16 protein-coding genes are annotated in these 20,556 nt (G+C 42.5%); 9 read left to right on the forward strand and 7 right to left on the reverse strand.

The window, feature by feature from the left end:
- The first annotated feature begins 112 nt into the window (after positions 1 to 112).
- The 3 genes from RSJ42_RS04310 to RSJ42_RS04320 all read left to right on the forward strand — a co-directional run bounded on the left by RSJ42_RS04310 (position 113) and on the right by RSJ42_RS04320 (position 4,674).
- Positions 113 to 688, forward strand: coding sequence for a class I SAM-dependent methyltransferase (locus RSJ42_RS04310; protein ID WP_410509449.1), 576 nt, complete (start codon positions 113 to 115; stop codon positions 686 to 688).
- A 584-nt stretch (positions 689 to 1,272) separates the two neighbouring features.
- Positions 1,273 to 1,647, forward strand: coding sequence for a response regulator (locus RSJ42_RS04315; protein ID WP_410509450.1), 375 nt, complete (start codon positions 1,273 to 1,275; stop codon positions 1,645 to 1,647).
- A gap of 3 nt (positions 1,648 to 1,650) precedes the next feature.
- Positions 1,651 to 4,674, forward strand: a complete 3,024-nt coding sequence (locus RSJ42_RS04320; protein ID WP_410509451.1) for a response regulator — start codon at positions 1,651 to 1,653, stop codon at positions 4,672 to 4,674.
- A 252-nt stretch (positions 4,675 to 4,926) separates the two neighbouring features.
- Here the strand turns inward: RSJ42_RS04320 and RSJ42_RS04325 are convergent, their stop codons facing one another.
- From RSJ42_RS04325 to RSJ42_RS04345, 5 genes are all read right to left on the reverse strand, one after another.
- Positions 4,927 to 5,214, reverse strand: a complete 288-nt coding sequence (locus tag RSJ42_RS04325; protein ID WP_410509452.1) for a hypothetical protein — start codon at positions 5,212 to 5,214, stop codon at positions 4,927 to 4,929.
- Between the two features lie 150 nt (positions 5,215 to 5,364).
- Entirely contained in the window at positions 5,365 to 5,763 is a 399-nt protein-coding gene (locus tag RSJ42_RS04330; protein WP_410509453.1) for a molybdopterin dinucleotide binding domain-containing protein, read from the reverse strand.
- Complete coding sequence (locus RSJ42_RS04335; RefSeq protein ID WP_410509454.1) at positions 5,763 to 7,010, reverse strand: formylmethanofuran dehydrogenase subunit B; 1,248 nt, start codon at positions 7,008 to 7,010, stop codon at positions 5,763 to 5,765. The genes RSJ42_RS04330 and RSJ42_RS04335 overlap by 1 nt, the downstream gene beginning before the upstream one ends.
- 9 nt (positions 7,011 to 7,019) lie before the next feature.
- Positions 7,020 to 7,484, reverse strand: a complete 465-nt coding sequence (locus RSJ42_RS04340; protein WP_410509455.1) for a (Fe-S)-binding protein — start codon at positions 7,482 to 7,484, stop codon at positions 7,020 to 7,022.
- A gap of 474 nt (positions 7,485 to 7,958) precedes the next feature.
- Positions 7,959 to 8,240, reverse strand: a complete 282-nt coding sequence (locus RSJ42_RS04345; RefSeq protein WP_410509456.1) for a ferredoxin-thioredoxin reductase catalytic domain-containing protein — start codon at positions 8,238 to 8,240, stop codon at positions 7,959 to 7,961.
- A gap of 978 nt (positions 8,241 to 9,218) precedes the next feature.
- Between RSJ42_RS04345 and hdrA2 the strand changes: the two genes are divergently transcribed.
- From hdrA2 to RSJ42_RS04360, 3 genes are all read left to right on the forward strand, one after another.
- Positions 9,219 to 11,603, forward strand: a complete 2,385-nt coding sequence (gene hdrA2 / locus RSJ42_RS04350) for a CoB-CoM heterodisulfide reductase HdrA2 (protein WP_410509457.1) — start codon at positions 9,219 to 9,221, stop codon at positions 11,601 to 11,603.
- A 230-nt stretch (positions 11,604 to 11,833) separates the two neighbouring features.
- Complete coding sequence (locus RSJ42_RS04355) at positions 11,834 to 13,105, forward strand: 4Fe-4S binding protein (protein WP_410510319.1); 1,272 nt, start codon at positions 11,834 to 11,836, stop codon at positions 13,103 to 13,105.
- A 3-nt stretch (positions 13,106 to 13,108) separates the two neighbouring features.
- Positions 13,109 to 13,297, forward strand: a complete 189-nt coding sequence (locus RSJ42_RS04360; protein ID WP_410509458.1) for a hypothetical protein — start codon at positions 13,109 to 13,111, stop codon at positions 13,295 to 13,297.
- A gap of 411 nt (positions 13,298 to 13,708) precedes the next feature.
- Here the strand turns inward: RSJ42_RS04360 and RSJ42_RS04365 are convergent, their stop codons facing one another.
- Positions 13,709 to 14,161 (reverse strand): universal stress protein, encoded by a 453-nt coding sequence (locus RSJ42_RS04365; protein WP_410509459.1) that lies wholly within the window; start codon positions 14,159 to 14,161, stop codon positions 13,709 to 13,711.
- Positions 14,162 to 14,686: 525 nt separating this feature from the next.
- Positions 14,687 to 15,103 (reverse strand): nuclear transport factor 2 family protein, encoded by a 417-nt coding sequence (locus tag RSJ42_RS04370; protein WP_410509460.1) that lies wholly within the window; start codon positions 15,101 to 15,103, stop codon positions 14,687 to 14,689.
- A gap of 570 nt (positions 15,104 to 15,673) precedes the next feature.
- Here RSJ42_RS04370 and gatE point away from each other — a divergent pair.
- From gatE to RSJ42_RS04385, 3 genes are all read left to right on the forward strand, one after another.
- A complete protein-coding gene (gatE, locus tag RSJ42_RS04375) occupies positions 15,674 to 17,575 on the forward strand; it encodes a Glu-tRNA(Gln) amidotransferase subunit GatE (protein ID WP_410509461.1) in 1,902 nt (633 codons plus the stop codon).
- Positions 17,576 to 18,142: 567 nt separating this feature from the next.
- A complete protein-coding gene (locus RSJ42_RS04380) occupies positions 18,143 to 18,628 on the forward strand; it encodes a response regulator (RefSeq protein ID WP_410509462.1) in 486 nt (161 codons plus the stop codon).
- 448 nt (positions 18,629 to 19,076) lie between these two features.
- Positions 19,077 to 20,555 carry an aldehyde dehydrogenase family protein gene (locus tag RSJ42_RS04385; RefSeq protein WP_410509463.1) on the forward strand — a complete coding sequence of 493 codons (1,479 nt, stop codon included), beginning with the start codon at positions 19,077 to 19,079 and terminating at the stop codon, positions 20,553 to 20,555.
- Position 20,556 lies beyond the last annotated feature (1 nt).

Below are 20,556 nucleotides of genomic sequence, written 5' to 3' on the forward strand. Positions count from 1 at the left end.
AAACCTCATACGAAGACTAAACTGAAACCTTCCACATGGAGGAACCTTAATAAAACCCTGGGAAACTTTTGAAAGGTATGCCGAAGAATACGATGCCTGGTATGAGAAATATGTGCCTGCATATGAATCCGAAATTCTTGCCCTGAAGACCTTTATTCCGGAAAATACCGGAAAACTTAAAGCCCTGGAGGTCGGAGCTGGAACGGGAAGGTTTGCAGCTTCTTTCGGGCTTGGTTACGGGCTCGAACCTTCAGGGGCTATGGCAAAGATTGCAGAAAAAAGGTGCATTCAAATGGTACTCGGGGTTGCAGAGTCCCTTCCCTTCAAAAGACAGAGTTTTGACCTTATTCTAATTGTGGCTGCACTCTCTCTTTTTAAAGACCCTGTAAAAGCACTCTGTGAGGCTGAAGGTGTTCTCAGGCCGGGCGGGCAAATTATTATAGGGATACTTGACAGAGACAGTCTGCACGGAGATTTTTATGAGTCGAGGAAAAAAGAAGGCAAGTTTTCTTCCGGAGCTAACTTCCTTTCAACCTCAGAAGTATCAGGCTGGCTTTTAGATTCCGGATTTAAAGAAATTAAAGTCTGCCAGACACTTTATATGCAGCCTGAGAATATAGAGCATGTAGAGCTTCCACAAAAAGGATCCGGAGCAGGAAGCTTTGCAGTGATCTCAGCAAGAAAATGATGTCCTTACCGAAAAATGAGGTACTTGCCAGAAAATGGGATTCTTAACTGTTTTGTAATTCATTGTTACACGTTTCTTCATAATTAAGTTTTCAGTTCGGCGGATAATTTCAGTTCAGTGGATAATATCAATTCAGTGGATAATATCAATTCGGTGGATAATATCAATTCAGTGGATAATATCAATTCGGTGGATAATATCAATTCATCGGATAATTTCTGATATACTCGGTCTATGATCGGACAGTTTCTATTGACAGTTTCTATTATATGAGGCATGTAACATTATATTTATATTATAAAAGTCCATCCAGTTACTAATATATTTATTGCTTTTCTAAATATTCAGTTAAGTCGCACATATATAATAGACAATATTTAATGGAAATAAGTAAATTCATGCGTTTTTCGATTAAGAAGGGAATATAGTGAATCCTTTATTTCAGAGGCATTTCTCAAAAACGTATACTGATGGGGCTTGAAAAGGGAATTGATTTTTAGCATCGATGCGTGAAACCTGAAACTGGTTTTTGCTCTGAAATCGATAGCGCATTGTCAGGACATATCTTAGTTTGAGAGGGTTCCATGGCAAGTATACTGGTGGTAGAAGATAATCCGATGAACATGGAATTGGTGACATGTCTTCTGGAATCAAACGGAATTGAAGTCACACAGGCAGCGGATGGATTAGAAGCACTCGATAAGATCAGGAACTCCCTCTTTGACCTTGTATTGCTGGACATCCAGCTGCCCGAAATGGGAGGGCCGGAGGTCTTAAAACATATTAAGGAGAATCCGGCTTTGCAGAAAATAAAGGTTATTGCTTTAACTGCACAGGCGCTGGTGGGTGATAAAGAGCGTTTTATTGATGCAGGCTGCACTGGTTACATCTCCAAACCAATAGATGTATTTCATTTCATGGATGAGCTAAATGCTTTTTTAAGTGATGGGGATGCGTAATCCATGAAGATACGCGAAAAGACGCTGACAATTCTTGGTATTACTTTCATACTTCTGTCTTTATTCCTTGTAGTGGCTACCGAGCAGATAATGGGAAAAAGTTTTGAACTGCTGGAAAAGGACGATATATCCAGGAATATGGAAAGGGCAAAAGCAGCACTTGATAGCCAGATAACTGTACTGGATATGATGACCTATGATTACGCTGTATGGGACGATACTTATTATTTTGTCCAGGGACAATCTGACGATTATATCGACGGGACCCTTTCCCCTGAGTTAATAACCAATCTTGATACCAATTTTATACTCTTTTATGACTCTACAAATAATCTGTACTATGCTACTGCAGTAAAACAGGGTGCAACCGAACTCTCAAACGTTTCTGACACGATGCTTGATTGCATTGCTGCAAATGAACGCCTTTTTTCTCACTCTTCACCCGACAGTCAGGTATCCGGAATAATTAATTCTCCTGAAGGACCTTTACTGATTTCTTCCCATCCCGTTACAAGGAGTTCCGGAGAGAAACCTGTAGCAGGCACCCTCATGTTTGCCAGGGTTATAGATGATAACTTGATAAAGGAGCTTGCAGGAAGAACAAGCCTGTCCCTTGAAACAGAAGCTTTCAATCAGGAGAATACAGCATCACCTTCCGGTATAAAATCGTCCAGTATTGCAGCAGTTGCTCCACAGGGGAAAAATAGCTTCAATATAAGTTATGTGAGTGAAGCTCTGGTTGTTGGGACAACCGTACTGAATGATATAAATGGAAAACCTGTACTGTCTCTTAATGTTGAGATGCCGAGGGATGTTTATCAACAGGGCCAGTCTGCCATACACTATATGTTTATTGTGATTCTGATCATGGGACTGGTATTTACAATTGTCCTTTCGTTTTCACTTGAAAAATCGGTGTTATCCCGCATATCCTTACTGAATACTAACCTTACGGAAATTTCTAAAAAGGGATCACTTTCTTCTCGCGTAAACATTAGCGGTGTCTTTCTCGTAGATGCCGAAACGTCTGCCATAGTTGAGGTAAACCCGGTAGCTGAGGAGCTGATTGGCTTGCCTTCAAAGGAAATCATCGGCAAGTCTTTCCATCAGTTTATCTGCAAAGCGGACGAAAGTGAATGCTCCAGCCTTAATTCAGGGTTTAAAACAGATCGGTCCGAGCGTGTATTGATCAATAGGGACGGGAATAAGGTCCCCATCATGAAATCCATGGTACCCATAACAATCTCGGATAAAAAATACCTGGTAGAGAGTTTTGTGGACCTTACCAGAATCAAACAGGCAGAGGACAGCCTGATCCAGGCCAAGATCACAGCAGAGACTGCAAATCGTGCCAAGAGCGAGTTCCTTGCAACCATGAGTCATGAACTGCGGACTCCCCTGAATTCAGTCATAGGTTTCTCCGACCTGATGATGACAGGCAATGTCGGAGAGATATCTGAAAAGCAGAGGAAATTCCTGGGCAATATATCCATGAGTGGAAAGCATCTGCTTGCTCTCATAAACAATATACTTGACATATCCAAGATCGAAGCTGGTAAAATGGAGTTGAGTTGCGAAACTTTTGATGTGGAGGAAACTGTTAATGAAGTAAAGCAGCTAATATCGCCTCTTATTGAGAAAAAGGGGCTTAAAGCAGAGTTTTCCCTGGACGAGAAGCTTGTAAGCATTTACGCAGATAAGACGAGGTTCAAACAGATTCTTTTCAATCTTGCAAGCAACGCTATCAAGTTCACTCCCGTAGGTGGAAATATAAACATATCCTCACAAATATGTGGAGAAACCGCACAATTTACCGTAAGAGATACCGGCATAGGAATTGATGAAAAGGATCAGCACAGGTTATTCAGGCCCTTTACACAGCTCGATTCTGCTACAAACCGCATGTATGAAGGAACAGGGCTTGGGCTTTCCCTTGTTAAAAGTTTTGTAGAGATGCATGAAGGGAAGATATGGTTTGAGAGTGAAGTTGGGAAAGGCACAGCTTTTACTTTCGAAATACCTTTAGCAGCCTGCTTAAATAAAGAAGGCACAAATAAAGAAGGTAATGCAGAAGCAACAAAAGAGCCTGCTGAATCGATAAATGAGAACACTGAAACAATAAAAAAGCAAGCTGAGATAAAAGAGCAAACAAAAACGGTACCAGAGGATACCGGGAATGCCTATTCACAAACTCTCAATGTTCCGCAAATAATCGAGCCTGCAGATAGCAGCGGTGACGAGCCTTTGATACTTGTGGCGGAAGACGATGATGCTTCAAGGGAGCTGCTTGAGTTCACCCTGACACAGGAAGGCTACCGTGTTGCATCTGTTCCCAATGGAAAAGAGGCTCTTGAACTCGCTAATAAGATGAAGCCTTTTGCAATTACCCTGGACATTATGATGCCAGGAATGAGCGGATGGGAAGTCCTGAAGCATTTGAAACTGGAAAAACAAACCTATGACATTCCAGTGATAATAACTTCCATGCTGGATGAAAGAGAGCTGGGAGTCGTATGGGGGGCTCTGGAACACTTCATCAAACCTGTTCAAAAGGATAAATTACTCTTAACACTGGAAAAGATCAAAGAAAAAGAAGCAAAGCCATCTTTCAGTGTGCTGATGGTAGATGATGAAAAAACTGCAGTGGAACTTGTAGCTGCAATGCTATGCGAAAATGAGTTCAATGTGCTGAAGGCTTACGGAGGACGGGAGGCCATAGATATAGCATGCAAAGAATTACCTGATGTGATCATTCTTGACCTCATGATGCCTGATATCAGCGGTTATGATGTCATAAAAGCGCTTAAGAGCAGGCCTGAAACTATCGATATTCCCATAATTATCTGTACTGCTAAGGATCTGGACTTCTATGAAATAAAAGAACTTGATAAGAACGTGTCCAGCATCATGCATAAAGGTATGTTTACCAGGGATGACCTGCTCGAATGTATTGGACAGATTCAAAAAGCGAATCAAGCAGATTCAAAAAGCGAATCAGAAAGAAATACTGGAAAAACCGGAAATTGATACAGATAACCGAAATATGTAAAATAAACCTGTGACAGAATAAGCCCGTGACAATTGGTCTGATACCGGTTTAAGTCACATACGAGGTTTAGAACTGATATTGTAAGTAATCGTCTAAGCATAGATGCAGATTATTATTTTCTAACAGTTTTATTCCAGCAGTTCTATTCCAGCAGTTTTATTCCAGCAGTTTACTAGCAGTCCTATTCCAGCAGTTCCATCTCCTGCAAATCTATATTTTTTCGTAAAATGTCAAACCTCCATTTTATCCTGTATTTCATCCAGCCTCTTTTTCCCGATATCAATAAGCTTCATCAGTTCTACGTACTCGTTTTCTGAGATTATACTGCCAGGAGGCAAAGTTTTCACAGTAATCCCATAAGAATAAAGCAAAATTCCGTTCCAGGCTGCAAAATGAGGACCTGATAGATATTCACAGGGTAGTTCCCATCTGGATTTTACGTTTTCGAATCCGTCAAAAAGATAATAAATAGTTCCGTTTTTCAGGATCCGGGTAAATTTCAGGAACACATTAACCATACTCTCATCCGGTTTGCATTAAAAAATTGAAAGAAAGAGTTTAAAAGAAAAAAATAATTTTTCTGTTTTTCAGGTTCCCTTTAAAGTTTCTTTGATTCCTGTGAGCCTTTCAAAGGGAAATTAAAGTTCGGCCAGTTAAAACTCGAGCAGTTAAAGCTCGAGTTCGGTCACTTTTTGCCCTTTTGCACTGGTAACGGTCGCGGAGATATCTTTGAATTTCGGGACTCCTGTACCGCTTGTCTCATCCGAGACCAGCATGTTGGACCACGGGCTTTTGGGCATATACGCAATACCTTTATGAGGGGTCTCGTATCCTGATTCCTCTGCTTTGACCACAACCGTTCCGTAAGAATTTTTCACGATTACTGTTTCGCCTTTCTTCACACTCAACTGCTTGAGATCGGCAGGGTCCAGTTTTATTACGGCAGAGCGGTCCCTGTATTCTTCCCCGAAGCGGTTTTCAATCATGGCTTTGTCCTGGAAGATATCCCTGTAGGTTACGATCCTGATCTTCATTTCAGGGGCTTTAAGAAAAGATCCGAAATCCATTACAGAGCCTCCATTATCTCTTTGAGAACTGCTTCATCCGAAGGTCTTTTTGTCTCAACAGCAGGCTTAAAGTCTACCTTCACCCCGTCCATGCGTACTGCACTTCCTCCTGACTCTACCCCACCTATTGCGGTGCTGATGTAGACTTTTGCATTCCTGGAAGTAAGGGTTTCACAGGGATCGATTACGATCATAGGAATTTCACGCAGGTTTTTTGCAATGGAGCCGGGAAGGATTGAAAATAGGTCCGAACCAACAATAAGTGCGGCATCAACGGTTTTTGCTTTAAGAGACTCTACAATAGAATATTCCGGCCCGTGCTTCACAGTTCCGTCTTCGAATTTTACACTGTTTACGTACCCGGTTTCCTTAAAGAGCTTTTCATTAAAGCCCAGCATATTGTACTGTCTTACCATAGGTACCAGATGGAAATTTGCTTTTTCGTTCAGGGCGTTCATGAGCCGGATAAGGGGTTCGATGTTATTCAGAGAATAAACGAGGCCGAGCCCTACAAAAACCACACCGAATTTTGCTCCTTTGAGGATGTTTGCCAGTTCAAGAATCCTTTTAGGGGGGAAATTGTACGAGGTTTTCGGGAGCTTTCCTGCAAGTGCTGCAATAATGGCATCAATGAACTCTGCATCTCCTCCAGGCGGGATCTGGAAGAAATAGTTCCCGCAGATCTTTGCAGTATGGGATTTCCGGACATCTATGCAAATTGCAGTCCTCTCCTCTTCCCAGCCTCTCTGCTTTTCAGTTCCCCTGGGGAAATAGGCATGTTTCGAAAGTTGACGCGGGTGAGAGTCCGATGGGTCTGTTCCCCAGAATATAGAAACATCGGCTTTATTTCTCACATCATCAAGAGTGCAGACTTTGAATTTGTTGTTAAGGAGGGCTTCAATTACTTTACCAAGGCTAAATGAAGAAGCATCATCCAGAGTTGCATTGGTTTTTCTTGCAAGTTCGATTGCAAGTTCCTGTGCTTCACTGCTGGAACTTCCAAGCCCGAAGATCAGGGGGTTCTTTGCATTCTTCAGGATGGCTGCAGCCTCACTGATAGCAGCTGCTTCATCCACGGGCTTTTTGTCGACCCGGAAGGCTGCACTCTCCTTCCCGTCTTTCATATGAGCTACCCCTACCCTGCAGGCGGTGTAGACTTTATTTACTGTGTTTTTTTCAGACTCGACTTCTATATCGTCACAGAGCATTCCGCATCCTGTGCATACGTAATAATTCTTCTCTACCATCCTTTCGCCTCACACAAACTCGATTGCTTCTACAGGGCAGGTCACTATGCAACCATTACACAGGATCTTGTTCTTTCCGAATCTGCGGCACTCGCCCAGGTTCTGGGCTTTCACAACCCCGTCTTCGATAGTCAGGACCAGCCTGCCAGGATTCGTTGGGGCATTTCCGGAACCAACTCCATAAGGGTCGTTTGCCACATTAGGGGGGCAGGCAACTACACAGTTTCCGCAGCCAAAACAGAGGTCTTCATGCACTATAAGCCCTGTTTCGGTTGCCCCTTCTGACGGTTTGAAGAGGCCGCTGATCTTTTCGTAATTTTCTTTATATTTGGGTTCTTCTTTAAGGGGTGGGCAGTCCTCAGGTTTCAGCTCACGGGCCATAAGGGCAACTGCAAACGCCATACAGGAGGCTTTCCCACATTTTTTGCAGTTAGTCTTTGGGAGCATCTGATAAATTTCCATTGCATTTGTCATTTCAGGTCACCCTTCACTCAAATTTATCATAAAGCTAGTTAATGAAAAGGCAGGTTATGCCTGTCAGGTAAGTATTGCCTGTACAGCTCAGGTATTATCTATACAGGTCATCAAGATTTCCCGGAAATTTCTGCTGGAGAATGTCCGGTTTGAAGAAAGCACTTTTTAAGAAGATCAAGTGCCCAGGTACACTGAATACGATATTAATACATTCAATTAAAGAGATGAATGTAATCCACCTTAAACTATTGCTTTTTAATTCTCAATGTTAATCCTGATTTACAGCGTTAACGGCTTCCAGAAATCAAAGCTTGAACTCATAGCAGGGTTATGTCCTTTTGCAGGCTGAAAGAAATACTGTGACGTGAACGAAAAGTAAGGGTGGCTGGAAGAGGGCAAAAATATTTATATATGCTCTCTCCTGCCTTTACAGTTTTATTCAAAGTTCCTTTTTGAGCAGGCTGACAGAACAGATCAGGAAGGTCTGAAGAAAAGCTCACAGTGGCAGTTTCCGTCTTTTTCAATTTCGTCCTTATGGTAAATACAGGGACAAACTATCTTTCTATCTTCTTTCTCATCGCCTGTTACTATTCTGCAGGGACAGTAACGCCTTCCAAACTTTTCTACCCTTGAAGCAAGCCCGTCGAGGACATATTCAAGGGCTTCCCTGTCCGGATTAAGCTTATATCCTGCTTTTGTTGCGTATTTTTCTGTCCATTCATACATCTTATCTTTTAATTCATTATGTCCATTCATGTAGAAGTCCCTCCTGTTTTTATAAGAGTGATACTGATAATTAGCGGGAGGTTATATGCGAAAATACAATTAGCCAGTCAGGGCTTTTTTGCTCTTGAATTTTTCTATATTTAGATAACTCTTTGCATATTTAAAGAGCATCCCCCACTCCGCATATGAGCTTCCCGCATAAGTGAGAGGTTATTTAACAGCAATTAGACGCTGATTGGTCGATTACGAATTAAGTTCTCAAACTATAAATCAATTGGTGAGCAGTATATATAGATATATAAGCTGTACTTCGCGTTCTGGTTAAGATCAAAGGGAAGCGTCCTGATTTAAAAACAATCTATTTTCCAATTGATAAAATATTTAAATTACCGGGATAAAATTAACAGACTCTTTTGGTGACTTAAAATATTTTAATAGAAACCAAAAGTTAATATATTCAGTTATAATAGCTAGAATATAAATATAAGTTACAATATATAAATTATGTGTTTAATTAATCCAAAAATTCTCCGGAAACTGCGGGGAAATCTATTAAAAACTGCTGCTTCTCAATCCTCTATACTAAAGCATCTGGCAGGGATTTCGAAAACTTTTACAAATAAAGGTTTTGGTTTTGTACAAAACGGCTACGTATTTATCCTGTTTGAGAGAAAATTTATATTGAGATTTATAAACCAGAATCATAAACAAAAATCCGGAATCCTGAAAGCCGGAAGTCTATCCCGGATTATATACCGCAGTTCACCGGATCAGAACATGCAGTATATGCTTTTTCTGCATTGATTTTAAAATATGCAGATGATTATTATAATATATTTACAAAGTTTAACTTACAAATCAAAGTTTAACTTACAAATCAAAGTTTAACTTACGAATCAAAGTTTAACTTACGAATCAAAGTTTAACTTACAAATTATACAATCAATATCTAGCAATGAATATCAGTTCAAAATTTGAAAATATTCGTAGATACAGGAGTAACCAAGCATGCGAATCGGAGTCTACATTTGCCATTGCGGTTTGAACATTGCAGGAGTAATTGATGTCTCAGCCCTTGAAAAAATGGCAGGTGAACTGGAAGATGTGGTGCTTGCCCGGGAAGTACAGTTTTTATGTTCCGATTCCGGACAGGAAGGCATCATTAAGGACATAAAGGATTATAAAATTGACAGGGTTGTGGTAGCCGCATGTTCCCCGAGGCTGCACGAAAAAACCTTCCGGCATGTTATGGAAAAAGCCGACCTTAACCCATACCTTATGGAAATGGTAAACATAAGGGAGCAATGCTCCTGGGTGCACGCCGATGACCCTCAGATGGCAACCCAGAAGGCTTTTGATCTGATAAGAATGGGAGTTGCAAAAGCCCGTTTCCTCAGGGAGCTGAGTGCAACAAGCTCAAAAGCCAGCAGAAATGTCCTTATCATAGGCGGAGGAGTTGCAGGAATCGAAGCTGCCTTAAACCTCGCAGAAGCCGGTTTTCCCGTAACCATGGTAGAAAGGGAGTCCACGATAGGGGGCAAAATGGCCCTTATGAACGAGGTGTTTCCTACAAATGACTGTTCTATCTGTGTACTTGCTCCCAAGATGACAGAAGTCCAGAACCATCCGAATATTACCCTTTACACTTATTCCGAAGTCACCGATATCTCAGGGTCTGTCGGAAAATTCCATGTGAAGATCAAACGAAAACCCAGGTTCGTGCTTGAAGACAAATGCAAAGGCTGTGTTGACCTGTGCTCGGAGGTCTGCCCTGTTGAAATTGAAAACCCTATGAATTACGGGGTTGGAAAGACCAGGGCTATCTATATGCCGATCCCGCAGTCTGTCCCTCAGGTCGTGCTTATAGACCCTGATCACTGTGTGGGCTGCGGGCTCTGCCAGCAGGCATGTCCTGCAGAGGCTGTGGACTATGAACAGAAACCAGAGGAAATAGAGTTTGAAGCAGGAGCCGTAATTGTTTCAACGGGCTACCAGCTCTTTGACGCTTCCAGGAAAAAGGAGTACGGGTTTGGAAAATATCCTGACGTCATAACAAATATGCAGCTTGAAAGGATGCTGAACTCTGCAGGGCCAACAGGTGGAAGAGTCATTGTACCTTCTACAGGCAAGCCTCCAAAAAGTGTCGCATTTATCCAGTGTGTAGGGTCTAGGGACAAAACCATAGGCAATGAACACTGTTCAAGAGTCTGCTGTATGGCAGCACTTAAAAATTCCCAGATGATAAAGGAACGCTACCCTGACACCGATGTTACAATCCACTACATTGATATCCGGGCTGCAGGGGAGATGTACGAAGAATATTACGCAAGGACACAGGGAATGGGCGTTGACTTCATCCGCGGAAAGGTTGCCGAGGTCTATGCGGGGGAAGACGGAAGACCTGTTGTCCGCTACGAAAATACCCTTGAGTCCAGGATTGAAGAAGAAGCCCATGACCTTGTAGTGCTTTCCACGGGCTATGAGCCGAGCAAAGCTGCAGAAGGAATAGGCAGGATGCTTAACCTTGCCAGACGCCCTGACCGTTTCTTTGCAAGTGCGCACCCGAAGATGCGCCCTGTAGATGCCCCGGTAAGCGGAGTCTTCCTTGCAGGCTGTGCCTCGGGCCCCAAAGAAATCCAGGTATCCATAGCCCAGGGAAGTGCATGTGCTTCCAAAGTTATGCAGCTCCTCGGGACAGGAGAGCTTGAAGCCGATCCCATGGGTGCCCATGTTGATGCGGACAAATGCATAGGCTGCAGGACGTGTTTGGAAGTCTGCAAGTTCGGAAAGATCACAATCGAAGATAAAAAAGCTGTTGTTGATGAGGTTTCATGTTACGGCTGCGGAGACTGTAGTGCTGCATGCCCTGTTGGTGCAATCCAGATGCGTAACTTCGAAAACGAACAGATCCTTTCCCAGGTAAGAGCTGCAACAGCCCATAAGTCACAGAGCCCGTTTGTTGTGGCTTTCCTCTGCAACTGGTGCAGTTATGCCTGTGCAGACCTTACAGGGATGTCAAGGATCCATTATCCGACAAACATCAGGGTTATCCGCACCATGTGTTCTGCAAGGGTAAACCCGGAATTCGTGCTTGAAGCCTTAAAGGGCGGAGCTGACGGAGTTCTTGTTGCGGGCTGCAGGATGGACGAATGCCATTATATCCACGGAAACTTTGATGCGAAAAAGCGCATGGATGTCTTAAAAGAAGTCATAAAGGAAATAGGGCTTGATCCCAGAAGGCTCAGGACTCTCTGGATCTCGGCTGCCGAAGGGGAACGCTTCTCGAATACGATAACCGAATTTGTAAAGGAGCTTGAAGAAATCGGGCCCATAGGGAGTGAGTTCAAACAGGAGTGTACTACCGGAACCGGAATCGAGGAGGCGGTACAGTGAGCGAGAAAAAAACCGAAAATTCCTATGAATATCCTGCGGAGCACTCAGAAAAATGCCCGGGTCAGGATATTCACATATGCAGCGGGTGCTGCGGAACCGGAGAAATCGAAGGATCTGAAACCGAAGTTTGCGAACCTGAATCAAATGATCTGGAACCGGAAGAGCCTGAAGCTGCAGTTTCCGAAGGCAGCGAGGAAGAGAACCAGGAAAAGATTACGGTTACAACCAGTATGGACGTACAGGGAACTCATTTCCTTTACACGCAGGCAACCGAGAAATCAATCAAAACCCTCGATTATGATTATAAGCGTTGCAATGGCTGCGGGATCTGTGCTGAAATCTGCCCCACAAAAGCCCTCGAAATGGGTCCATTGCATGAGATTGCGACCGGTCTTGATGCCCCTGCTGTAATGATGGACCTTGAAAAGTGCACATTCTGCAGGATGTGTTCAAACCTCTGCCCTGTACATGCAATTACTTTTGAAGCCATTGGTGAGGTTCCTGATGAAAAACAGTACCCAAAGTACGATGCTTATGTAAATATTAACGAAAAATGCCTGCCGTGTGCTCTCTGTGAAGGAGCCTGCCCTCAGGATGCAATAGAGGTTGAATTCACTTTCCCTAAAAAAGAAGAGATTGCCCCTTTCAAAGAGGGCGTGGAAGGTGAAATTGAAATCGACATGGAAAAATGCAATTTCTGCGGGATCTGTGCTAAATTCTGTGATGCTGTTATCCTGCTTGAACGCGAACCCACACCTGACAATCCTGTGCCTTTTGAGCAGATACTTGTTGACACGGACAAATGCGACTATTGCGTACTCTGCCAGGACATCTGCCCTGAAGAAGCAATAAAGGTCAAAGGGGAACGCCCCTGTGAAGCCCCAAAAGTGGAAGGAAAAGTAAAGGTTGACGACCTGAAATGCACGCAGTGCGCGCGCTGTAAGGCTGTCTGTCCTTATGAAGCTGTTGACCTGCAAAAGCCCATGGAAGGTAAACTGGACCTTATCGAGGTCAACCTGAAAGAGTGTGACCCTCAGGGCTGCCGCGGCTGCTTCAATGTCTGCCCATCTGACCTCTGGTACGTTCCAACGGACCCTGAAGACCCGAGAAAGCTTGCCTTTGCCGAAGACTTCTGCATGTACTGCGGAGCCTGTGTAAAAGCCTGCCACCTTGACGCTATAAAAGTGGAAAGGACTGATGTTCACCACACTGAAATCCCTGACACTCCCTGGGCTGCCCAGTGGAGAGATGCAATCGAGTCCCTGAAAACCGGTGTCAGGAAAGGAGTTGACCGCGCGGTCTTCAGAGAGACTGAGACCCTCAAAGCCCAGAAGTTCCTGGGCATAGAGCCTCCGTGTACTGATGAAGAGGCACTTGCATCCGTTCAGGCAAAAATCGATTCCCTGATGCCTGCCCTTAAGAGTGCAAAGATCAGGAAGCTCTGGGAAACCGAATCCCCGGAAAATGCCGCTGCAGCAGTAAAAAAGAAAATTGAAGGCTAAATATTGAGAGAGCACGGTAGCAGAATTAGATTTGAAAAATATCCAGGGTTTGAGAATACTTCTCTTACTCTGGAACAGCCTTTTAATTTAAAGGTAAATATAAAAACCCCCGTCAGATCGTCTGGCGGCCCTTCCCAAAAATCAGATAGGAACGGGAAGAAGTTTAAAAGAAAAATATCAAAAGGAGATTAAAAAGAAAAACATCAAAAGGAGATTTTCAGGCACAGTAAATCAATTCTGTTTATTATCACGATGTTTTCTGTTAATTTACCTGCAGTTTTTTTGTTGCTTTACTCTTTTTTCTTCTTTATTGCGGGAAAGACCGCTCTCCTCTGTCGAGCGGGACAGGACATACACGGTAAGGCGAATAATGTTGTCCGAAAAAGTTTTCTTTTACCTCGTTAACCGTTTTATGTTCGCATAGTATCAAAAATCCCCGCCAGACAGGCTGGCGGCCTTACCCATAATAAGAAAGAAGAAATTTGAAAATCAGCAAAGTAATAAAACAAACTATCGTTTTAGTTATTATTTTCCAATTTAGTTATTGCTTTCCTTGAATCTTCCCGATTTGATATTTTTCCGTATCTTTTTTTAAAGCCAGGTTCAGGATCTGCACTTTTCTTTTACAACCATAACAGGTACTTTTGAGTGCCTGACGGTATTTTCCGCAACACTTCCCAGAAGTATTCTGTCGAGGCCAGTTTTCCCGAGACTGCCCATAACCACAATATCCATTGCCTCCTTTTCGGCATGGCGGATTAGCTCATCTGCGGGATGCCCTTTAAGCAGGACGGTTTCTACCTTTACTCCTTCCATTTCTCCTGCTCTTTTTACATAGTTTACAGCCTTTTTTCCTTCTTTTTTCAAAGCTTCGCACATTCTTTCCCAGTCAAAATCCACTGCCATCGAAGAAAAATAATCCGTTGATACCACATAGACTGCGTAAACAGTCCCTCCGCTCAGGCGGGCAAGTTTTATCGCATTATTAGCAGCCATCCTTGAACAGACCGAACCGTCTGTTGCGATCATTACTTTCTTAAAAGTCACGTCCCCCATGCAGAATCCCATTTACATATTTTTGTCGCAAGAAATATAACTGCATTGGAGTTTGGGAAGTTCAACAGCAGACTGGTTTTCGATGCCGAAACTATTTTTTTGGAGGAAACACCAAAAAGCCAGGTTCAGCCGTTGTAATTAAACCGTAATTGATTCAAAACTATAATTCTATATATGGGAATAAATTATTGTATAAACCATGGCAGACTTTCTTGGGAATTTCCTTTCTGGTTTAATACAAAACATTCCGTATTTGAAAGACCGCAACGTAAGTCCTGAAGTGGTGCTTGGAGTATCGATGCATCTACTCCTTATCGCTTGCTTTATCGGTTTATTCGGTTTGTTAGTAATGAAATTTATGTGATTTTTGTAGGTTCGGTTGTTGTTCAATTATTGTTGATACTTAGCTCTGAGCAAGATTGATACCTAGCTTTAGGTAAGTGCCGTTTCAGGAAAAAAAGAAAATAAGAATTGGGATTTTTATAAAAACAATTTACCTTTTCAATGAAATATCCCGCAGGTTATTTAATCAAAAAACTGGCTCTGGTCCGGGAAAGAAAAATGCCCCTGCACTATGAGCCATTTATCCCCGCGTTTTTCAAATACCTTTGTGACCCTTGTCTGAAACTTTGTCTTTTTCCCATCAATCTTTGCTTTGAGAATGGCATCAATGGATGCCCAGGCTACATCTCCAGCCGCAGAAATTGATACCCAGCTGTACTCCAGGCCTGGTTCCTCAATCTGAGACCAGTCGCGCTCGAACTGGGCCTTAATCGCTTCCGGGCCCACACGTTTTTCGTTTGCACCCGTGCCATATATCACAACATCGGCATCAGGGGCGATAAGAGACATTGCGCTTTTCAGGTCGTGTTTTGCATAACTCTCTGCAAATTTATCTAGAACAGCTCTAACTGCTTTTTCAGTTTCGTTATCTGCTTTCATTAAACTCCCTCAAAAATATTAGCTACTGAGGAATGACAGTAAAAAGATTTAAAGATTCTTCTCAGCCGCTAAATGATAAATTTTATGCAATTTTTACCTCCTGCTTTCCGGTTCAGGATTCTGCTTCTTTTTTGGAAAAAGGAACTTTTATATCAGTCTAATTTCTGGAAAATTTCTACTGAAGCAGTTTATTTTTTATAATTTATTTTGTACTGTGTGGGGGGCTGTAATCATTTTACTTTATATACAGAGATACCTTTATACATTCTACCGAACCTTTTACATTCAGTTTCTTATAGTTTCTCGTTAATATTGCCACAACTGCCAGCAAACACCTAAAAGAGCTAAGAAAGGAACCAGGCGCAGAAAGAGAGGGTTAATAAGAAAAGGTAGTAGCGAGCCGATGGACTTAAAAGGAAAAGGAGAGCAAAAAGAGCTAGATTTTAAGGATGAGTTTAGGAAAGCCAAATGAAAGCTAAAGGAAAGCTAAAGGGAAACCAGAGAAATTAAGGATAATAAGAGAGGTTTAAGAAGGATTAAGGCGCTTCCTGCTTAGATTCGGGTGAAATTATGGAAAAATACGATTACAGTGAACTTGGGTTGAAAGCCGGTCTTGAAATTCACCAGCAGCTTGACTCAAAAGAAAAGCTTTTTTGCAGGTGTCCGACCCTTATAAGGGATATCGGAGATTCCAACTGTGAATTTTTCAGGTACCTCAGGGCTACGGAAAGTGAGATGGGAGAGAAAGACAGGGCTGCAGTGGAGCAGACCAAGATCAGAAGGAAGTATATTTACAGGGCATATGATACTACATGCCTCATTGAAAACGATGAAGAGCCCCCAAGGGAACTTAATAAGGAAGCCCTGGATATCTCCCTGGGGGTTGCAAAGCTTTTCAATATGAAACCTGTCGACCAGATGCATGTGATGAGAAAGATAGTTGTGGACGGGTCAAACACCAGCGGCTTTCAAAGGACTGCATTCCTTGCAAGCGACGGGTATATTGAAACGGCAACAGGCAGATGCGGTATTGAAAGCCTCTGTGTTGAAGAGGAAGCTGCCCAGAAAATAGAGGAAATAGGGGATTCAATCGTTTATTCCCTTGACAGGCTTGGAATCCCCCTTGTAGAGATTGCAACTGCTCCTGACATCAAATCCCCGAAACACGCCCGTGAGGTTGCGGAATATATTGGCATGATCCTCAGGTCTACTGGAAAGGTAAAGAGAGGGATCGGAACAATCAGGCAGGATGTTAATATCTCAATTGCCAGGGGCGCAAGGGTTGAAATCAAAGGAGTCCAGGCACTTGACCTTATAGAAGACATTGTCCGCAGGGAAGTTGAACGGCAGTTGAATCTGCTTTTTATCAGGCAGGAACTCATTGAAAGGAAAGCCTTTGTCTGCGAAGAAATCTACGACGTAACAGGGCTTTTCATGGATACCAAATCCAAAGTCCTGCAGAAAGGTGTAAAGAAAGGAGCAATTCTGGCTGCCTTGCTCAGGAAATTCAAGGGGCTTGTAGGCAAGGAAGTCCAGCCTGGCAGAAGGCTCGGGACCGAGTTTTCAGATAGGGCAAAAACTGCAGGTGTCGGAGGAATCTTCCACACGGACGAACTTCCTAATTATGGGATAACTGAAAAGGAAGTGCAGGCTGTCAGGGACGCTATAGGGGCAGGTCCTGAAGATACCTTTGTTATGGTTGCAGATGAGCCTGAAAAGGCCAGGCTTGCAATTGAGGCGGTAATTAACAGGGCAAAAGAAGCTATTACAGGAATACCCGAAGAGACCAGAAAAGCCCTGCCCGACGGAAATACTGCTTATATGCGCCCTCTCCCGGGTGCGGCAAGGATGTATCCTGAAACCGATGTTCCTCAGATAGAAATCTCACAGGAATACTTTGATTCTATAGAAACTCCGGAACTCCTTACTGAAAGGGCAAGGAGGTTTGTTTCCCAGAACGGCCTGAATAAAGAGCTTGCCGAAAAGATAGCTTATTCCAGGCATCTCCCTCTTTTCGAGGATTTGCTGGAAACTTACAGCGGTGATGAGTATGTTAACTCTACCCTGATTGCCAGGACTCTTGTAGGAATTGTCCCCGAGATCAGGAGAAACGGTGCAGAAACGGACAGCCTCACAGATGAGCATTTCAGAGGAGTTTTTGCAGCCATTTCAAATCAGGAGATTGCAAAAGAAGCTATTCAGGACCTTTTGACTGCACTTTCAAAAGAGCCCGAAATGACAGTTCAGCAGGCGGTTTCCAAACTAGGTCTGAGCGCTTTCGATCCCGAAGAGGTTGAAGACTTCATTAGAAAAATGGTCAGGGAAAGAGGAGATTTCATTAAAGACAAAGGCCCTGCAGCTCTTGGTCCTTTAATGGGCATTGTCATGAAAGAGTACAGAGGAAAAGTTGACGGAAAGATTCTGAGCCAAATGTTGAAAAAAGAGCTGGATAGTTTTATCAGTCAGGGTTAATCCCTGTCCTTTTTTCCTGCACTTTTGTTCATACTATTTTCTGCAATTTTCTCTTTTTAATCTTCTCCAGTTTTTCCTTTAATCTCTACTACAGCAATTAACTTTACAGCAATTAACTTTACAGCAATTAACTTTACAGCAATTAATTGTTTCACTTATCTTCTGATTTCCGGTTCCTTCAATTTTAATTACATATTTTAGCTCGGTTACATATTTTAGCCGATATTTTTCTTATTTTTTAGTTCCTACTTTCTCTATTTTAATTCTTTCGCTTCTTTATTAACTTTTTTATAGACAAGAAAATCTTCTTTGATAGTAAACGATAAAACGGATACAAAGTCCTTTTAGTATATTATTTGATTAAGTAAACTTTTTATATTAACTGAAAGATCTTATTACTTGTCACATAAAAATTCAGTTGACAAGTATGCTATAATGGTATTTCAAAACCATACCATATCAGAAGACTTAATTCCTGTCTTCCGGGGTTGAGCTTGCAAAAGGGGAACGTGAGTATGAAATATACCTTAGCTTAGCATATTTCAGTTTCATTTGGAAACTACAAAAATGCAACTGAACTATGAAGTTCTTGCCATAGTGGACGGACTGAAAGTTCCGATACTATGTAACCATAATCCTGTTCACAATAAACTTACGGAGAAAACCCCCATGAAAGTACTGCTTGTAGACGACGATCCGTTATTCCTTGAGTTATCAAAGACATTCCTGGAAGTATTCCATGACATAAGCTCTGATACAGTAGAATCAGCAGGACAGGCTCTGGAAAAGCTAAATGAACTTTCCTATGATGTGGTGGTTTCGGACTATGACATGCCCTGTATGGATGGCATTTCTTTTCTGAGAACTATCCGCGACAAAAGAATTAATACCCCTTTTATTCTGTTTACCGGAGTGGGAAAAGAAGAAGTAATGAGTAAAGCAATTGAAAACGGCGTGGATTCTTTTGTTCAAAAAAGGGGAGACCCAAAAGCCCAGTATTCCGAACTTTCACAGCAGATTTGTCAAATCGTAAATCAAAGGTCCTGTTATTGAGATTATGAATTAAGTGAATATTATAATTAAGCGATGAATTAAGTGAATATTATACTTAAGTGAATATTATACTTAAGTGAATATTATAATTAAGTGAATATTATGAATTAAGTGAATATTATAATTTGAATATTATAATTAAGTGAATATTATCATTAAGCATTAAGAGAATATTATAATTAAGCGATGAATTAAGTGAACTAATCACTCGAATTTTTCTATAATATTCGGCTTCATTTTTAATCGAACGCTTTCATACTTTAGGATCTTTTTTTAAATTGAAAATCAGGTATAAATATCCTGATTTTTTAATTTTTCTTTAGTTTGTTTATATAAAGAAATTTTGTTTAAATGGACAGTAAAAAATTCTCAAAATATTTACGTCCAGCCGAAACTGTTTTCTGGATACATTTATGTGGTATTATATCGTTGTTCTTAGGGGGGTCTTGTGGTTACTGAGTATAAGTTACTGATAGGTGGGGAGTCAAGAGACTCATCAACCGGGGAAACTTTTGATGACATCAATCCAGCTACTCTTGAAAACCTTGCCACAGTACAGATAGCAGGAATTGAGGACGTGGACAGAGCGGTTGAGGCTGCAGAAAAGGGCTTCAAGGTCTGGAGTGAAGTCCCGGCTCCGAAAAGGGCTGATGTTCTTTTAAAGGCAGCCCGTATACTTCAGGAAAGAAAAGAAGAGCTTGCCGCACTCATGACAGAAGAGATGGGAAAAGTGCTGTCTGAGACAGGGGGAGACGTACAGGAAGCAATAGATATCACCAATTATGCTGCAGGGGAAGGCAGAAGGATGTTTGGGGAGACAACAACCTCCGAACTCAAGGATAAGTTCTGCATGACAGTGCTCAGGCCAATAGGGGTTGTGGGCATGATAACACCCTGGAATTTTCCCATAGCAATTCCAAGCTGGAAGATTATGCCAGCCCTTATAGCAGGAAATGCGATTGTGATCAAGCCTGCAAGTGATACGCCCCTGCTTTCGATAAAACTCGTAGAAATCCTTATGGAAGCAGGCCTGCCTCCCGGCGTTGTAAATGTTGTACCCGGACCCGGAGGGAGCACAGGAAAGGCCATAGTCCAGCATCCCGGAATACGAGCAATTTCCTTTACAGGAAGCCTTGATACAGGGAAATGGATTATGGAAGAATGCGCAAAAAACATGAAACGTGTTTCCCTGGAGCTGGGCGGCAAAAATCCTGTAATTGTAATGGACGACGCTAACCTTGAACTTGCCCTTGAGGGTGTTGTCTGGGGGGCTTTCGGGACAACAGGCCAGCGCTGCACGGCTACGAGCAGGCTAATCCTTCATGAAAAAATAAAGGATGAATTCATAGCAAGGCTGCTTGCAAAGACAAAATCTCTCAGGGTGGGCAATGGGCTGCTGCCTGAAACGGATGTAGGGCCTGTAATCAATAAATCCCAGCTTGAAAGAATAGAAAAGTACGTCAGAATAGGAAAGGAGGAAGGTGCAACTCTCCTGCTTGGCGGAAACAGGACTGACCCAGGCCTTCCTGGCTATTTCTTCGAGCCGACTATTTTTACTGATGTCAGGCCGGAGATGAGGATTGCACAGGAAGAAATCTTCGGGCCCGTGCTCAGCATAATTGCGGTTTCGGATCTTGACGAAGCAATAGAGGTCGCAAACAACACAAAATACGGCCTATCATCGGCAATCTATACTGATAATGTCAGAACCGCTTTCAGGGCAATTGATAAACTGGAAGCAGGGATCACATACGTTAATGCCCCCACAATTGGCGCCGAAGTTCACCTTCCTTTCGGGGGCATAAAAGGAACCGGGAACGGTTTCAGGGAAGCAGGGACAGAGGCAATTAAAGAATTTACCGAAGTAAAAGCCGTGTACATAGACTACAGCGGCAGGCTGCAAAAAGCCCAGATAGATACTGTATGAA

The organism is Methanosarcina hadiensis, assembly GCF_046529725.1.
In the GTDB taxonomy this organism is placed as follows: domain Archaea; phylum Halobacteriota; class Methanosarcinia; order Methanosarcinales; family Methanosarcinaceae; genus Methanosarcina; species Methanosarcina hadiensis.

What these genes read in the sequence shown, in the direction of transcription:
- RSJ42_RS04370 (WP_410509460.1), bottom strand. Translation starts at nt 15,103, where the DNA reads ATGAAAGCAGATAACGAAACTGAAAAAGCAGTTAGAGCTGTTCTAGAT.
- RSJ42_RS04335 (WP_410509454.1), bottom strand. Translation starts at nt 7,010, where the DNA reads ATGGTAGAGAAGAATTATTACGTATGCACAGGATGCGGAATGCTCTGT.
- RSJ42_RS04340 (WP_410509455.1), bottom strand. Translation starts at nt 7,484, where the DNA reads ATGACAAATGCAATGGAAATTTATCAGATGCTCCCAAAGACTAACTGC.
- RSJ42_RS04315 (WP_410509450.1), top strand. Translation starts at nt 1,273, where the DNA reads ATGGCAAGTATACTGGTGGTAGAAGATAATCCGATGAACATGGAATTG.
- RSJ42_RS04355 (WP_410510319.1), top strand. Translation starts at nt 11,834, where the DNA reads ATGGACGTACAGGGAACTCATTTCCTTTACACGCAGGCAACCGAGAAA.
- RSJ42_RS04330 (WP_410509453.1), bottom strand. Translation starts at nt 5,763, where the DNA reads ATGGATTTCGGATCTTTTCTTAAAGCCCCTGAAATGAAGATCAGGATC.
- RSJ42_RS04380 (WP_410509462.1), top strand. Translation starts at nt 18,143, where the DNA reads ATGCAACTGAACTATGAAGTTCTTGCCATAGTGGACGGACTGAAAGTT.
- RSJ42_RS04365 (WP_410509459.1), bottom strand. Translation starts at nt 14,161, where the DNA reads ATGGGGGACGTGACTTTTAAGAAAGTAATGATCGCAACAGACGGTTCG.
- RSJ42_RS04320 (WP_410509451.1), top strand. Translation starts at nt 1,651, where the DNA reads ATGAAGATACGCGAAAAGACGCTGACAATTCTTGGTATTACTTTCATA.
- hdrA2 (WP_410509457.1), top strand. Translation starts at nt 9,219, where the DNA reads ATGCGAATCGGAGTCTACATTTGCCATTGCGGTTTGAACATTGCAGGA.
- gatE (WP_410509461.1), top strand. Translation starts at nt 15,674, where the DNA reads ATGGAAAAATACGATTACAGTGAACTTGGGTTGAAAGCCGGTCTTGAA.
- RSJ42_RS04325 (WP_410509452.1), bottom strand. Translation starts at nt 5,214, where the DNA reads ATGGTTAATGTGTTCCTGAAATTTACCCGGATCCTGAAAAACGGAACT.
- RSJ42_RS04345 (WP_410509456.1), bottom strand. Translation starts at nt 8,240, where the DNA reads ATGAATGGACATAATGAATTAAAAGATAAGATGTATGAATGGACAGAA.